At 47.5% G+C, this 17,211-nt stretch carries 12 protein-coding genes; 10 read left to right on the plus strand and 2 right to left on the minus strand.

Annotated elements, in window-relative coordinates; translation table 11 throughout:
* Positions 1–481 precede the first annotated feature (481 nt).
* Complete coding sequence (locus tag QZR21_RS03780) at positions 482–2,296, minus strand: hypothetical protein (protein ID WP_296097635.1); 1,815 nt, start codon at positions 2,294–2,296, stop codon at positions 482–484.
* A gap of 627 nt (positions 2,297–2,923) precedes the next feature.
* Here QZR21_RS03780 and QZR21_RS03785 point away from each other — a divergent pair.
* The 10 genes from QZR21_RS03785 to QZR21_RS03830 all read left to right on the plus strand — a co-directional run bounded on the left by QZR21_RS03785 (position 2,924) and on the right by QZR21_RS03830 (position 16,736).
* Positions 2,924–3,871, plus strand: a complete 948-nt coding sequence (locus QZR21_RS03785) for a glycosyltransferase family 8 protein (protein ID WP_296097637.1) — start codon at positions 2,924–2,926, stop codon at positions 3,869–3,871.
* Positions 3,872–4,095: 224 nt separating this feature from the next.
* Entirely contained in the window at positions 4,096–5,325 is a 1,230-nt protein-coding gene (locus tag QZR21_RS03790) for an O-antigen ligase (protein WP_296097639.1), read from the plus strand.
* Positions 5,312–6,295, plus strand: a complete 984-nt coding sequence (locus QZR21_RS03795) for a glycosyltransferase family A protein (protein WP_296097641.1) — start codon at positions 5,312–5,314, stop codon at positions 6,293–6,295. Before QZR21_RS03790 ends, QZR21_RS03795 begins: the two co-directional genes overlap by 14 nt.
* A gap of 48 nt (positions 6,296–6,343) precedes the next feature.
* Positions 6,344–7,492, plus strand: a complete 1,149-nt coding sequence (locus QZR21_RS03800; RefSeq protein WP_296097644.1) for a glycosyltransferase — start codon at positions 6,344–6,346, stop codon at positions 7,490–7,492.
* Positions 7,493–7,526: 34 nt separating this feature from the next.
* Positions 7,527–8,735, plus strand: coding sequence for a glycosyltransferase (locus QZR21_RS03805; protein WP_296097646.1), 1,209 nt, complete (start codon positions 7,527–7,529; stop codon positions 8,733–8,735).
* A 20-nt stretch (positions 8,736–8,755) separates the two neighbouring features.
* Positions 8,756–10,429, plus strand: coding sequence for a PIG-L family deacetylase (locus QZR21_RS03810; protein ID WP_296973849.1), 1,674 nt, complete (start codon positions 8,756–8,758; stop codon positions 10,427–10,429).
* Positions 10,430–10,453: 24 nt separating this feature from the next.
* Positions 10,454–11,650, plus strand: coding sequence for a glycosyltransferase (locus QZR21_RS03815; RefSeq protein WP_296973852.1), 1,197 nt, complete (start codon positions 10,454–10,456; stop codon positions 11,648–11,650).
* A 277-nt stretch (positions 11,651–11,927) separates the two neighbouring features.
* On the plus strand, positions 11,928–13,160 hold the full coding sequence (locus QZR21_RS03820; protein ID WP_296097652.1) for a nucleotide sugar dehydrogenase: 1,233 nt from the start codon (positions 11,928–11,930) through the stop codon (positions 13,158–13,160).
* Positions 13,161–14,033: 873 nt separating this feature from the next.
* Complete coding sequence (thiW, locus tag QZR21_RS03825; protein ID WP_296097657.1) at positions 14,034–14,546, plus strand: energy coupling factor transporter S component ThiW; 513 nt, start codon at positions 14,034–14,036, stop codon at positions 14,544–14,546.
* Positions 14,547–14,843: 297 nt separating this feature from the next.
* A complete protein-coding gene (locus tag QZR21_RS03830) occupies positions 14,844–16,736 on the plus strand; it encodes an S-layer homology domain-containing protein (protein ID WP_296973857.1) in 1,893 nt (630 codons plus the stop codon).
* A 252-nt stretch (positions 16,737–16,988) separates the two neighbouring features.
* Here the strand turns inward: QZR21_RS03830 and QZR21_RS03835 are convergent.
* The coding region (locus QZR21_RS03835) for a hypothetical protein (protein WP_296973859.1) at positions 16,989–17,211 on the minus strand (223 nt) is incomplete at its 5' end.

Below are 17,211 nucleotides of genomic sequence, written 5' to 3' on the forward strand. Positions count from 1 at the left end.
CTGGGCCCGGCTCAGCAGTCCTCTGCAGGACTGCTGCCTTTGAAAAAGGGAGACTATTCGATGGCTATTGCGTCGCAAAGAATCAGCCTGTGGCGCATCCAACAGCTAACCTCCGTCGCCTTCGGCGCCACCGCCGGGCCCTGAAAGGAAGGTGCCTTAGTGTGCAGTAAAGGCACCAACTTAGGCCCGGCTCGAGGGTCCTCTACAGGACCCTCGCCTTCCAAGGAAGGAGGCTAACGATTTGCGGCTTTGCCGCTGTTGGAATCCGGATATCTCTAACCCCAAAACTGCAAAATGACACAGAAAAAGGCCCCTTCCTCGGGAAGGGGCTCCGCGAAGCGGTGGGGTTAGCTGATAGATTCGGCCCGCAGGGCCTGTCCAGCTCAAGGCTCAAGGCACAAGGCCCGTTCGCAAGTAAGCTTATCCACTCACCTGCGGCGAAGCCTGGACCTCAACTCTCAACTCTCAAATCTCAACTCTCTTACTTTCCCCACACCGGATCGTCGGCGATTCTCTTTTTTCGTTCGAAGGTGGTGGCGTTATCCTTGTTGATCGCGTAGTCCTTAGAGGAGAAGTCGTATTGGGAATGGTAGAAGTTGGTCCTTGCCTGCCAGATGCCGGTGACCATGTCGAAGGCCATGTCGTTGGTGAAGACCGTCTGCTCGTGGGATTTCAGGGTAGGCATGAGGCTCGGATGGGCGGCTTGGTAGTCCGGGGACAGGTACACGAAGAAGGGGATGTGCACCATGTCGTAGTAGAAGGGGGACGTGGTATGGAAGTGCTTCATATTTTCCCCGTGGTCCGAGAAGTAAATCATGGACTTCAGGTTCAGGTTTGCCTTGGCGTATTCGAAGATGTCCTTCATCACCCGGTCGTCGTAGGCGATGGTGAGGTCGTAATCGTGGTAGGGGTCTTCCTTGGAAACGCCCAGCTTATCCCGGAGGTTCACCGGCACCCGGGCGATGTAGGTGTAATGGCTGCCGTCGATATTGATGAAGATGACCCGCTTCTTTGCCGGAGGCAGTTTCTTCAGCACTTCCAGGGTATAGCCGTCGTAGTTCTTTTCCCAGTAGGAATCATCGCAGCGCTCGGCGATCATGGTGACGCCGGCACTGGACATGGAGCTCCGGTTATGGAAGGAAATCCAGTCCGTCCGGTATCCTGCCGCCTTTGCCACGTCCACCATGCTTACCACGTCTTCCAGGGACATGTCGCCGTACTGGTTGGCGCTGGTCATGGCGTAGGACAGGGAGAAAAGGGTATTCGGGAAATTGGAGTATGCATGGTATCCCAGGGCAAAGTCCGGGGACTTCGCCATTTCTGAAAGCCAGGGGGTCGTATTTTCCGGATAATCCGGAGTAAAGGCCTTCATGTGGTCCCGGTTTGCACTTTCCCCGATGATCACGATGTGGGTGCCCTCATCGATACCATCGCCGGGATCCGGCGCCGTGAAAGTCATATTCTTCACGTTTTTGTCCAGATTATCATTCAGCTTCTGGAGCAGCTGGTATTCGCTGCCCTTGGAATTCAGGGATTTGATGATGGTAGCCGGGAAGACGTGGGTGATCTGCCGGTAGAATCCGCCGAAGAAGAGGATGGAAATCACCGCAAGTCCCACGGTAAAGGCCCTGCCGGTGCCCCGGAGGAAGGGGCCCTCGAAGGAGCGGGCCGCCTTCATCATGGACCGGGCGAGTCCCACGGCACAGGAAATGACGATGCCCAGGGCGATGACCGCCATCACCAGATGCATGGGAGACCCCATGGTACGGAAGAAATCCTTGATTTCCTTCATGTGGGTGGAACGGACTGCCATCATGGCGAACATATCCATTTCCCCGCCGAAGAGTACGTAATAGCCGATGTAGATGAAGGGGATGAGCACCATGAAGAAGGTGTAGATTCCTGCAATCACGGTCCACAGGGACCGAAGATGCTTCGCCCTTGCCGTGAGGGTGGTGTATACATAGGGAAGCGCAAAGAGCACCGCCCCCAGCACATAGTAATCACCGAGGTGCTTCTTCTCCGGCAGTGATGCAAAGCCATAGGCCCAGGTAAAGGTCCCCGCCCACAGGATAGGAAGGATCACCGCCCAGGGAAGAAGCCGCTTCAGGAAAGCCCAATTCATGGTGAAGGAAAGCCCGAAGGACACGATCAGCATCACCAGCAGCGCCGCCCCCAGCCGGGGCTGTACATAACTCTGGATATCCGGAAAATCGCCGCCCAAATGGAGAATCGCCATGATCACCACAGCAATCCCCAGGGGCCAGAGCAAAGCATAAAGAACTGTCTTTTTCATAAAATGCCTCAATATCATATTTTTGTTTAATATATGTAAATAAATTATAAAGTTGACGTCAATTATTATATCACAGGTGACCGGCAGTCAGATAGTGGACGAGCTTGAACATGGTCCTTGAAATACCAGCCAATCAAACCTGCCAGCGATTCATCGATATTGACAGCATAGATAAGTAAAATGGTTTTGTGTTCTATGACTTTATGTTAATGAAAATGGCTAATCTTATAGAAGGTAGGTATTCTCATTTTAAAATGATGTAATATCTTGCCTGCAATGGAAATATAGGTATAATAAGGACATATATCAAAGTACTGCTTGCTGTATTTCTACTTCCTGTGGGGACAAGAGGGGGAAATGTAGAGGCTTTATTACAGGCGAGTTTGAGTAGTGCATTTGATCCTATTACGAAGGTTGGGGAGATAGAAAGATATTGCTGAAAGGCCGGATTTATTTAGAGCTGGTTTTTCTCTAAATTGCAATGGCAGGAAGCTGTTTTGTAAATTTATTTTGAAACAGGAACTTGATTAATGAATTTACTTTGATATTTGTGAGAGGGATTATCATGGACTTTGTAAAAAAATTCGGGAACTTGGTGAATACAAAGCTGGTGAGTCATATTATCATGTGGCGTTGACGGGAACACAGAATTATATACCATGGATAAGTGTGACCATGGCATCTATCATGGAGCATAATTCATCACCCTTTGCATTTCATATTCTGGTGGATAAGACAGATGAGGCAGATATAGAGAAACTGCAGAAGTTTTCCATACAGTGGAATGTGCCGATTACGCTTTATTATATGAATGATGCTAATCTGTCTCAGTACTGTCGTTTTGAAAGATATCGCATTAATGGAAAATATGTGGCTGCATTAATGTATCGTTTTTTTATTCCTGAACTTCTTAAAGATAAAGCAGAAAGAGCTCTCTATCTTGATGGTGATGTCGTATGCAATGGTGATATCACATCATTTATGGATATAGATTTACAACAAAATATTGTGGCCGTATCGGAGGACCTCAAGGGTCAAGAGTATGCTGCAAGAATGAATGTGGAAAGATATTTTAATTCGGGCGTTATTCTTGTTGATATTCAACAATGGCTTAGCAATCATATTTCTAAAAGGATTTTAGACGATTTAAGGATAGCGGCGCAAAAGCATCCGGAAATGTCTTGCCCCGATCAGGATATTTTGAATGTATGTCTTGATGGGAAAGATTTTTTTGTTCCACATACTTATAATTTGCCCTATCGATTGGTGCAGCCTAGTGTATTCAAACCCAAAATTGTCAATGAAGATGCCATGCAGGCTTCTCTAATCCATTTTATTGGAGCCATCAAGCCTTGGACGACCTATAATCAGTCAGTGCCAATTGTGAAGGTCTGGGCTCATGCGAAGGAGAATTCTCCCTGGAGGGATGTACCTATTCACGAACCAGGCAGCCAGAAAGCTTTTCACCAGGCGGCTCGGGATGCTCGCCGCCGCCATGCCTATAAGGAAATGGTTCTCTGGTATTTCCGCTTTATTAAGTCTAAATTTGATGGGACGAGGAAGGTAGGCTACTGATGATTATTACCCCCCTCAAATGAGAAAATTAATAAAATGCTAACAATAACTTATGCCGGAACAGTTCTGTAATAATCGAGCCTATTGGGAAATAGATAGAGCAGGAATGAGATGGCTAAGTATGGGGAATAGTCTTATTTCTGCAGGTTGGATATTGTATAATACAATTACTTAAGGAAGAATTGTAGACTCCAACTGATCTTGGTTTCGAAAAGGAAAATCCGATGAATAAGTTGAATGGTATGAAAAGCTGCTATAAGCATGCCCAACTATTAGCAAATATAATGGCCGCGCTGCTGGCTTTGATCTTAAGCGTACGTTTTACACTGGCTTATTATACCTACGCCATAGTTCTATTTGTATTGTATTTGATATATGACTGCATAAAATCAGGAACATTCAAGATTTCTATGCCCCATAAAGTCTTCACCATTGGATACTGTCTGTTGTACGGGTCGTTGATTGTATCAGCGGCAGTAAACGCAGATAAGGGCGGACTGAACCTGGTTCGGCAATATATTTACTGGTCCCTGCCCATGTGGATGATTGCCTATATGGCAGGAAAATATAAGATTGAGAAGGGATTTCTTTCCGGTATTTTATCCGGCGCCATTATTTCAGGCATCTATGGGGTCGCCCAATGGATAAAGCATCCGGGAGAACGGATTTATAGCTTTTATACGTATCCCACCCATTATGGCCTGGTGATTGCCATCGTTCTGCCGGTAGCGCTTTATCTGGTTTTTAAACATAAAGAGTCCATGGCTATGCGGCTGACAGCGTTGGCAACGGCTGGGTTCCTGCTGGTACTGTTATTTTTGACAGATACCCGGGCAGCGCTGATTGCCATATGCATAGGCCTCGTTGGGGCTCTAGGCATTGTGCTGGTTCAGCACTGGCCTCGAATCGGTCATAAAATAAAAATCGGGTCCCTTATATTTATATTGGCTCTGGCCTTTTCATGTATAGCCGGGTTTGGTTATATGCAGAGCCACAGGACGAGCTATGCCGGGCAGATTGGCGGAGAACGGATTCTTATGCTTTCTGCCAGTTATAAAATGTGGGAAGATCATAAGATTTCCGGTATTGGGTTAGACTCCTGGGAGAAGTACTACTATAGTGAAAAATATCATCCCAAAGAAGGAACGGAAACAAACCTGGATATGCCCCATAATATGTTTGTATATTTTTTAACCTGTGCAGGAATTATTGGCGCCGTTGGTTTTATTTTTTATACGGTTCTTACCTTCTGGGGGCTTCTGCGGGTTCCCTTTGGGACTAATCTTGCCATGGAGATTTGCGCATTGACCGTATTTATAGCCTTCTTTATTGATGGGATGGCTGATTCTACGCTTATCAATAAGATTCCCGTTAAGATTTACTTTGCGCTCATGGGATTTTTCATGATGTACAATCATGGAAAGGAAAAGGACAAGTCCGATGAAAACAGATAAACCGCTGGCAACGGTGATTGTACCTGCCTACAATGCAGAAAAATATATAGCACACTGCTTGGACAGCATTATCCATCAGACTTATGAGAATGTGGAAATCCTTGTGATTGATGATGGTTCCAGTGATAAAACGGGGGACATTGTGGAATCCATGGCGGATAGGGATACAAGGATTATTAATATCAGGCAAAAAAATCAGGGAATTAGTGCTACCCGAAACCGTGGAATCCGAGAAAGCCATGGTGATTATATTTTTTGGGTTGATGCGGATGATTATGCAGATCAGACATTGATAGAAAAATGCATCCATACTTTCCGGAAGGAGCATGCGGATGTTGTTGTATATGGATCCCAATCTGTAAAAGAAAATAAACCTCTAGAACCGGCTGTTCTTCCACCTCGGTTACCGTCTGCCAGTGACTGGTATCGGGAGGCTGTACTCGATGGTGTTTCTGAAGTATGGTCCTATGCAGCCAGGGCGGAACTATGGAAAGAAGTACGATTTTCTCCGGATTTCAGTCATATGGGGGAAGACGGGATAGCAACCATAGAAATTTTTAAAAAATCAGAAAAGGTTTCATCGGTTCCCCGGTGCCTGTATTACTATAACCGGGGAAATGAGAATTCCCTGACCCGGCAGGTCTCTGCAGAAATATTCTATGAACTCATGGAGGGATGGATTGGCCGGGAAAATATCTGTGAAGCGGAATTCCCGGATTCCTGTGGCTATTGCAGGCAAAGGGTGTTGTCCTTTGCTGTTAAATCTTACTGCTTGTCTTTGGCAGGAAATGAACTTGGCATTGGAAGAAAAACTCGTATTCTGGATATACTGAGGTCTACTGATTTTTCACCAGTCCGGGGAAGAATGAAAGATAAGCTCTTACGATGGGCTGCCATACATGGGTGGGAATATCCTTGCAGGTGGTATGGCCGAAGAAAATACAATAAGCTCATTAAAAAGAGGGGATAGTTTCCCTTTACTCTCAGGGAATTCTTTAACGTGGGGAGAAATTTGATTATGAGTCATTGTTCTGGATTGGCGTCAATACTTGTTCCTGTCTATAATAAGGAAGAATATCTACACAAATGTATTGAAAGTCTTAGAAACCAAACTTATGAAAATATTGAAATTGTACTGGTTGATGATGGGTCTACAGATAACTCGCTTTCAGTTTGCCGGAAATATGCAGATATGGATAAAAGAATCTGTGTTGTACATCAGGAAAATCAGGGAGTCTGCGGTGCGAGAAATACCTGTCTGAATAATGCCCATGGTGATTATATTTTCTGGGTCGATCCGGATGACTTTGTAGAGATTTCTTTGGTTAAAGATGCAGTTGAAGTGATGAAGGAATCTAAGGCTGATGCAGTTCTTTTCGGCGTAAACATTATGAATGGGGAAAAACATGCCGGTGTACGTGATTGGAACTGCAACATGGATTCTGATCAATTAAAAGTAATAACAGGTGCCGTAGTTGGCTGGGAACTTTGGGGAAGGGCTTATCGAAAACATGTATGGAAGGATATTTCTTTTCAGAAAAATATGAGGACCTGTGAAGATGTCTTTGTTAGTGGACCATTAATGAAAAATATACAGAAAATAGTGGCCATTTCTGGACATTATTATTATTGGCAGAGGGAATCACATGGCAGTCTCGTTCAGACAAGAAAAGCCCGGAGCTACATTGATGAGTTCATCGCCTGGAAACATAATCTGGATGTGGGGATATTTTCTGACCTTCAGAGGCGAATCTGCGAGGTCAGAACGCTGATTGCCTGCCTGAAGGCAATTTTGAAAAACAGGAAAGATCACAGTATTCCGGCATCTGACCTTGATCAGATACATCAGTATTATACGGAACATAGTCATAAGCCCATTTCTCCGGCGGCTTTACTGTTTTATGAATATGAAGAAGAGTCATTGAGTGCTAAAGCATTGGGATTTGTTGATGAAGGGCCTATGAAAAAAGCACTGAAGCTGTATTCCATTGACTCTGTTCACCCGGTTATGGAAGCGGAGGAAAGAGAAACTCTCAAAAACTTTTTGAAGGAAAATCAGTCAGTTCCGTTAAAGAAAAAGTATAGAATGATTGAGAGTGCCATAATCCAGGACTGTTCATTCTTGTACAAGATGTTTGGCCGGATGATCTGGAAAAAATATAAGTAGCCTTGCAGGTTGTAAGTATATGTAGGAGGATGCAATGAAAGTTCTTATCATCTATGCAGGCATGCTGATGAAAAGCGGTGGTATGCAGCATATCTGCTGTGAAATGGCCAATGCTTTTGTAGCAAAAGGGTACGAGACAGCAATTGCCTGTGGCGGTGGAGATCTTACATCCTCCTTTTTCCCTTTGGATAAAAGAATAAAAATTTACTCACTGATTGCGGACCATCCTGTCAATGATATGGACAAAGCGGTAGTAGGAAGAAAAATCTCTGCCGGCGATAAAATAATCAGGGAATTTATTCGTACTTTTAGTAAGCGTAGATTTCATGAATGGAATGAAAAATGTAAATGCAGAGTAGTGAAGCCTTATCTTAAGAAAATACTTCATGACTTCAACCCGGATGTTATCGTAGGATATAATGCAGATGCCGTTTATTATACGGTTGCAGCAATGGATGATATAGTTCCTATCATTGGAACCAATCATTCCGAGTTATCCAGGTCCTTTGAGGAAATGGGAGGACCGGAGATTGCTGCTTTGAATCGTTGCGCAGCGCTGCAGGTTCTGCTGCCGTCCCAAAAAGATATTCTGGAAAAACATTGTCCCCAGGTACCTTGTGTTGTCATTCCCAATGTGGTTTCTGAAAGTAAAAAAATAAGCAGCTTGGAGCAGCGGACAGTTTTGTTCGTTGGGCGCTTGACTAAAGCGGCTAAGAGGCCTCACCTGGCAGTCCAGGCTTTTGAAAAGGCAGCAGTTCACCATCCTGAGTGGAAATTGGAAATCTGGGGAGATGGTCATGGAGCAGAACACTATGTGGATGAGATGAAAAAAGATATTGCCTCTCATCATATGGAAGATCGTATCTTTTTCAAAGGGACCACAACCGATATCCAGTCTGTTTACGGTAAAGCATCTATTCTCCTCTGCCCTAGCCAGCATGAAGGATGGGGACTGGCGGTTACTGAGGCCATGAGTGCAGGCCTTCCGGTAGTGGCGTTCAAATCCTGCGCAGGTGTCAATGAACTGGTGGAAGACGGGTGTTCCGGATTTTTGACAGATGATGATATTTCTTCCATGGCAGGTGCCCTGGAAAAGCTTATGGAAAGTGATGACCTTAGAAAAGAAATGGGAATGAATGCCCGCCATTCTATGGAAAAGTTCTCAGAAGAAAAAGTCTGGAGCAGTTGGATTCATCTGATTGATAAAGTGGTTGAATCCAGTAGTAATCAACGTAAAGCATGATACATTGAGGAACTGATAAAGTGATACAAACATCATTTACTTATAAAGATAATTTGAAAATCCATTCTCTAATGGTCATCGTTCCCCACGAGGATGATGAAGTGAATAATGCGGGCGCAGCCATTTATAGTGCCATCAAAGAAGGCATGGATGTGAAGGTTGTGTTTATGACAAATGGAGATTGGATGTATCCTGCCTTTGTAAGGTATAACGAGGCGATTCGTTCTCTTACATATCTTGGGGTTCCGGAAGGTAATATTATTTTTCTCGGATTTCCGGATGGTGGGACGAGCGGTGAACGGGCCGTCTATCTTCATGGACTTGATAAGCCGGTTGATGCTGCAGGACGGAAGGAAACGTATGGTGTGGGGACACATCAGGACTATCATTTCAGCAAGTATGGCCAGCATCAGGAGTATACCTGGAAAGGGCTTCTGGATGATATGGAAGATGTCATTTTGTCGTTTAGGCCGGATGCATTGATGGTCACTGATTTTGATTATCATGGGGATCATCGGATGTTGTCTATTGCTTTTGAAAAAGTGATGGGCCGCATTTTAAATACACCAGGAAATACCTACCATCCTCTGGTATTCAAGAGCTTTGCTTATGCTACGTCCTATGTGTCCTATAAAGATTTCTATGACAGACATTTTCTCTCGTCCCGTGTGTATCGTAAAGAAATGAGATACCTGGATTGCGAGACAGATAATCCGGTCTACGAGTGGAATCAGAGGGTACGATTCCCTGTGGATGTGGCTTGCAGAGGGCCAAAATTACTGAATAATGTACTCTATAAGGCTCTTATCTGTCATCTGTCACAGAAAAATATTGAACATGTGCGGCAGGTTTTTAACAGTGACCTTATATTCTGGGAACGGCGGACAAATAATCTGGCCTATGAAGGCAAGACGACGGTGTCCTCAGGAAATGGAGATTATCTTCATGACTTCCAGCTCATGAATACCAGGCACATTAATGAATCCAAACCACCAATGGAAGAGTATCTTTGGACTCCGGATGATAGTGAAAAATGGTGCCGCATTGATTTTAATGAACCCAAGCATATTGAAAGTGTTGCACTTTACGGGAATATCGATGATGACAGTCGCATATTGAAGGGGCAGCTTTCATTCAGTAATGGCTTTCGGTGTGATGTGGGAGAACTCAAAAAGCAGGGCCATGAAACGCTTGTGACATTTGCGCCACAGGATAACGTACGGTGGATCCGTTTCACGATACTGAAAACAAAAGGAGAAAAAGCGGGGCTGGCGGAATGGGAAATTCTGAAATCTCCAGAAAGGCCTTATCAGCTGCTTAAAATATGTGTCGATGATAATTTCGCCTATAACTGGTATGTTTATCCGGGAGAAGAGCCAATAGTATCCTGCTATAGCTGCGGGATATCCGGTGATTTTCAATGGTATATCAACGGGGAGCCATCGGCGCTGGACAGGATTAATAAAATGATATTATCCTTGAAGGGTACAATTGTCCTGCGTGTTGAATCAAAAGAGAATCCGGAGATTTGGGATGAAATAACGGTATCGCCAGCCACTGCAGGTTATCGAATGAAAATCGGCATGGTTAAAAATTTGGATAAATTGGGGGTATGGTGGGAACATCAAATGGAAAAGACACCCCATCATAAACTGAAAAAAGTGAAAACAGAAGAGGAATACCGTAAGCTGTAAGCGTATTTTGTGGGGAGAACAGAAATGAAGATTATCATTGCTCATTTTGGAACATACTATGTCAATACATCAGGGGGCGTTGAAAAAGTTACCTGCAATCTGGCAAATGCATTGGTTCGGCGTGGGCATGAAGTAACTATTCTCTACCGTGATAAGGTAGAGGGGAAACCCTATTTCCCTCTGGACGAACGGGTAAAGCAGTATAATATCCTTTTTGAGAATGGCAAGAAAGTTGTCTCGGATAAGCCACCTTTACGGATTCGCCTGTATCGAGAGGCCGCACGGCTCTTCAGCCAGCGGAAGGCTCAGGGGATAAACGTCTGGTACAAAGGAAAGCAGTATGGTCCCAGAATTAAAGAATATCTGGATAACCATCCGGCAGACCTGATTCTTTCCTGTTCTATTCCATCGGCCAAGTATGTCATCGAAGATGCGGGGTGTACCCTGCCGGTCATTGAGATGATCCACTCTCATCCCCAGGTCCAGTTTCCCGATTTATCGGAGGCAGAGAAAAAAGCAACCGTCAAATGCAGGGCTATGCAGATCCTTGTGCCATCCGGCCTGAATATGGCACATCAGTATTTTCCGGAACTTCCGGTGACGGTCATCGGAAATGCGGTGTTCCCGGCTTCGAAGCCTGCTGATCTGGCGGCTCCTCGAAAAGTTCATAAAGTCATTTGTGTCGGCAATATCAGCGGGCGGAAGAACCAGCTCATGCTGGCGAAGGCATTTGCGTCATTATCGAAAGATTTTCCGGATTGGCAGCTTGAATTCTGGGGAGATGACAGTTCCCGCTATGCCGGACAGATGAAACAGTGGATTCGCCATAGTAAATCTGGTGAAAATATCCGGGTCATGGGGAAAACCAGCCATATAGACGATGTCTATGCAGCATCCGACATCATTTGTATGCCCAGCCGGGATGAAGGCTTTCCATTGGCTTTGACAGAAGCCATGGCGGCAGGCCTCCCGGCGGTAGGATTTTCTGACAGTACAGGAGTCAGCGATATCATAGAAGATGGAGTTGATGGTTTCCTTGTGCCCCGTTCAGAAAAGAATCTGGCCGGAGCCCTTAAGAAACTTATGGATGACAGGGAACTGCGGATTAAAATGGGTCAGTCCGGGATGAAAGCGATGAAGCAATACGCACCGGAGCATATTTGGGATCAGTGGGAAGAATTGTGTCAGCATGTTTTGGATAATGAGAAAACAGGCCATTGATCAATATACCTTGGATTGGATGTAATTGTAGCGTTTTATATTGTGAATACTGCCTTTTGACAACTCTTGGGTCGATAATTGGCCATACTGTGACATACCGGATTCTATTTTGGAAAAACCATTTTCCATCCGGCATAGTGTGGTGGAGCATTTAATGCATAGGTATTGTATAATTGCAAATAAAGAATGAATATAGTACCGACAGCGGTATATAGAAATATATGCTGCTCCGAGTTTGGATAACACAGCGTGAATTTGATCGACATGGAGGAACGGCATGAATATAGCAGTAGCAGGTACGGGGTATGTGGGCCTTTCGCTGGCCACCCTTCTTTCCCAGCACAACCATGTGATGGCGGTGGATATCATTCCGGAAAAGGTGGACATGGTGAACCACCGGAAGTCGCCCATCCAGGATGAGTACATCGAGAAGTACCTGGCGGAGAAGAACCTGGACCTCACCGCCACCACCGACGGGGAAGCGGCCTATAAAGATGCGGAAATCGTCATCATCGCCACTCCGACCAATTACGATACCCAGCGGAATTTCTTCGACACCTCCTCCGTGGAGGCGGTGATCGACCTGGTGATGAAGGTGAATCCCCATGCCATCATGGTGATCAAGTCCACCATCCCCGTGGGGTACACCGAAGAAATCCGGAAGAAGACAGGGTCGAAGAATATCCTCTTCAGCCCGGAATTCCTGCGGGAATCGAAGGCGCTCTACGATAACCTCTACCCCAGCCGTATCATCGTGGGCACGGATCCCAAGGATCCCCGGCTGGTAAAGGCGGCCCATACCTTTGCACGGCTTCTCCAGGAAGGGGCCATCAAGGACAATATCCCCACCCGGTTCATGGGATTCACCGAGGCGGAAGCGGTAAAGCTCTTCGCCAATACCTACCTCGCCATGCGGGTGTCCTACTTCAATGAACTCGATACCTACGCGGAAATGAAGGGCCTCGACACCCGGGAAATCATCGACGGCGTGTGCCTGGATCCCCGGATCGGGGAATTCTACAACAACCCCTCCTTCGGCTACGGCGGCTACTGCCTCCCGAAGGATACGAAGCAGCTCCTGGCAAACTATAAGGACGTGCCGGAGGATCTCATCGAAGCCATCGTGAAGTCCAACAGCACTCGGAAAGATTTCATCGCCGACCGGGTTCTGGCAGACGCCGGCTACTACCACTCCGGCAGCGAATACGACGAAGCCAAAGAAAAGCCGGTGACCATTGGCGTATACCGGCTCACCATGAAGTCCAATTCTGACAACTTCCGCCAGAGCTCCATCCAGGGCGTCATGAAGCGGATCAAAGCCAAAGGGGCGGACATCATCATCTATGAGCCCACCCTGGAAGATGGAAGCACCTTCTTCGGCAGCCGGGTGGTGAATGATATGGACACCTTCAAAAAAGAAAGCCGCGCCATCATAGCGAACCGCTACGATCACGTGCTGGACGATGTGAAGGATAAAGTATATACAAGAGACCTCTTCGAGAGGGACTGAAGATAAGAAAAAACGATATTCCCGAACATGGGGATACCGTTTTTCTATTAGATCGAGACCGAGGTCGAGATCGAGGGGGACAGGCCCTGGGGCCCGGGGATCGATGGATAAGGAGGGAGTATGCGAGCGGGTGGGGACGGCCAGCCGCTTCGCGGCAGTGAGACATCAGACGGTTCAGACGTCAGATGTCAGATAGTATCAGCGGCTTCGCCGCGCCCCTTCTCCAAGGCTGCATGCCAGGGGATATCTCACAATCATCGAATGACTATCACAGTGACACGATCCATCACCTCGTACCCTTTAGCGGTGGAAGCGCCGCAGGCTTAAGCCTTGCTGCCCCCTCCGGGGTGGCAAGCGAACTGATTTCGTAGGGAGCCGCAGGCGACTGAGAAATCAGTGAACCCTTCCCTTTAGGGTAAGTCCCGCGAAGCGGGCAAGGGGGTGCATCTGCCGCAAAGCGGCTGGACCTCAACTCTCTTTCCTCAACTCTTTTCTGAAAACCCCGTCATAGTCATTGATCTGGGAGATCTCTCGACTCCTCGAAGCTGTAGCGATTTTGCGGACAGAGTCATGCGGCATGCTTCCACCGCTCGAGATGACGTTATGGGATAGAGTCATCAGGATTCCCACGGCGGCGAAGCCGCTGATCCTGTCTGACGTCTGATTGTCTGAACCGTCTGACGTCTTACCGCCGCGAAGCGGCCAGTCAGCTCAAGGTTCAAGGCTCCCGCATGTATGGCTCTGCACGTATCCGCCATTCTGCTGTGCAGCGGCGGGGCCTCAACTCTCTTTCCCCAGCGCTCAACTCTTTCTTTTTTCCCCCATCGTGCTATGCTATAGGAAACATGACCTGTGTATCACAAGGAGGTACTCATGAATCAAAGAGATGAGAAATCGCTGGCATTCCGGAAATGGATTTTTTCGGCACTCATGGTGGGGGCGGCGGTGCTGCTGTCGCCTATGTTTTCCTTTCCCCTGGGAGTGACCCGGGCGTTTCCGCTGCAGCATATGATCAATATTTTCCTGGCCGTCCTCTGCGGCACAAGGTACAGTACGTCCGCCGCCTTTTCTACGGCCCTCATCCGGAATCTTCTGGGCACCGGCAGTCTCCTGGCTTTCCCGGGGTCCATGGTGGGGGCTTTCCTTTCGGGGTTCCTCTACAGCCACATCCATAAGCTCTGGGCAGCGGTGCTGGGGGAATTCATAGGAACCTCCATCATCGGCGGCCTCCTGTCCTATCCTATAGCGGCTCTTTTCATGGGATCCTCCAAGGGCGCCCTCTTCTATGTATCCCTGTTCTCCGTGTCCTGCGGCGCCGGATGCATTATTGCCTTTGTCGTTTTAAAAGGAATCCATATAATTCAAACGGAATTCACAAAAGAGTGATAAAATATCGAGTCCGATTCTCATTTTCCTTGCTTCTCACCGTCCATTCGGAAGGACTTCCCGGTTAAATCCGGGAGGTCCTTCCTTTTTCTATGCCTATTTTTATGAGAAAAATAGCATTCGTATGCTATTTTAGCAACTGGTGCTAATCCCTATTGACAGTCCGGCAGGAAAGGGGCTATAATGTTTTAGTTTTATAAGGTAAAAATTACTCAAAACAAATTGGATGTTTTATAAGGGTTTATTTATTTGAGAATTACACAAAGAGAGCTCGAAAAGAGCTTCGGGGAGAACACGATGAGCCATTGCCTTCTGAAGACCACGCTGGCAGCTGCCGTTTTTGCAGCTGCTGCATTTACCGTTTCTGCGGCGAACCCGTTTGCCGATGTGGATGATTCCTCCTGGGCCTACCAGGCGGTTTCCCAGTTGTCCGACCAGGGGGTGGTAGACGGCTATCCTGACGGCACATTCCGGGGAGACAAGAACGTAAGCCGCTATGAAATGTCCCAGATCATCGCCCGCCTCATGGCCAAGGAAAATACGCTGAATGCGTCCCAGAAGGCTACGGTGGACAAGCTGGCCGGCGAATACGCTGACGAACTGAAGAGCCTCGGCGTCCGGGTGGCAGAGCTGGAAAAGAAGACCGGCCATATCAATACGATCACCGAACTCCGGGTACAGGATGTGCCCCGGTATGACAATGTATACAAGGACAGCAAGTCCAAGCACGATGAACTGAGCCTTCGGGTTCGCCTGAATACCATTGCCAACGTGAATGACCGCACTACGGTGTACAGCCAGCTGGAAACCTACATGTCCATGAACGGCAAGGACGTGTTCCAGCCCAATAAATACGGCTACGACTCCAACGGCAACCGGTATGAACGGAATGGCTACGGCGATGGGGATTTCCACATGAACCGCCTGTGGGCAACCTACCAGTTCGGACCGAAGCAGACAGACTTCACCAACCGCCCCTTCGGACCGTCCAAGAACCTCATCGGCATCGGCCAGTTCCCGGTCAAGATGGGCGTCACCGGCTACACCTATGATGGCCAGTTCAAAGGCATTGTGGCCCAGTTCGGGGACTACGTGGAAGGGGGCCACCTCACAGTAGCTTACGGCCGGGCAACGGACATCAACTATGACTACACAGGACCTATGATGAGGGGCATGAAGGGCCTTGGAAAGGCGATCTTGGGATCGGATCAGACCAAGAGTCTTGTGACTTCACTGTCTACCCAAATAGCGCAGAAGGCTCTTGCAGCAAAGGGTATAAGTCCTTCTACTCCAGGATATAGCACATACATGAAGGCGGCTGCTGCTCAGGCTGCTAGTACAGTAACAAAAACTGTGATGAGCGCCGCTCAGTCTTCTTCTACAGGATCTGAAATGATTAAAAATATTGCACAAACAACAGTTGGAAATAATTTGATGTCCCCTGAAGATGCCAAAAAGCTGACGGAGAAGCTGCAGAGTGAATATGGCAATATCGCTGATCTCTATAACCCCAGCAACGATACTCTCTATCCTATGAGATCCCAGGGCGTGGAAATGAACTGGAATGAAGATGAAGATGTGCCGGTGGCTTACGCTTCCTATATTTTCCGGAAGCCCCAGCAGTGGGAATTCCATGCTTACGGCATGACCGCCGTAGGACCGGTCGGCAAGATCTGCCGGGCCTATGGTTTCGCCGGCGCCTACTATGTCACTCCCCAGTGGCATGTACAGGGCGAATTCGTAAAGAATGTGAGAAGACTCCCCCTGAACAACGAACGGCCTTACAGCTTCAACTACGGCCTCCACTATGGCACGGCGGACGTGCTGAAAGCCGGTTCCTATGAACTGGGTCTGGACTACATCTACAGCCAGGCAGGCACCTACTTCGGCGGTTCCAGCAATGATATCGTAGACCAGTACATGGGCCATGTGTATAAAAACTGGAAGTTCCAGGGACAGGATATGGGCCGGACTCCTGCTTATATTGCTGATAAACTGGATGCCATTGCAAATGGAACCGATTCTCCAGAAAAGAATTACGGCGGCGCCAAGTTCTTCCTGGCCAAGGCTTCCTTCGTCCCCATGCGGGGTCTCCAGATCGAAGCGGACTACGGCTTCAACGCCAAGGACATGGGCGGCCGGAAGATGGACAACATGTTCATGCTCCGCGCTACGGCATATATTAAATAAATCAGCCCGTAAGAAAAGCTGCAGAGGGGATACCTTCTGCAGCTTTTTTTCTGTGAATATGGACTTAAAAAAGAGTTGAGATTTGAGGAAAGAGCGTTGGGGTTCAGCGGCTTCGCCGCAAATGTTCCTGGTGATTTATCTCAGGCATAGAGCCCTAGGTGAGACCATCCCGATAACGTCATTTCGAGCGGCGGGGTCTCAACTCTCATTCCTCAAATATTAATTTTATCTTTGAAAATCCCGTCATAGCCATTAATCTGAGAGATCTCTCGACTCCTCGAAGCTGTAGCGATTTTTAACCGTATGTTCACATAGCATGTTGCCACCGCTCGAGATGACGATATGGGGCAGAGTCATCAGGATTCCAACGGTGGTGAAGCCGCTGATCCTGTCTGACGTCTTACCGCCGCGAAGCGGCTGATGGTTAGCCTCCTTCCTTGGGAAGGAGGTGGCGCCGAAGGCGACGGAGGTTAGC

This window comes from uncultured Dialister sp. (genome assembly GCF_900541605.1).
Taxonomy (GTDB): Bacteria; Bacillota; Negativicutes; order Veillonellales; family Dialisteraceae; genus Dialister.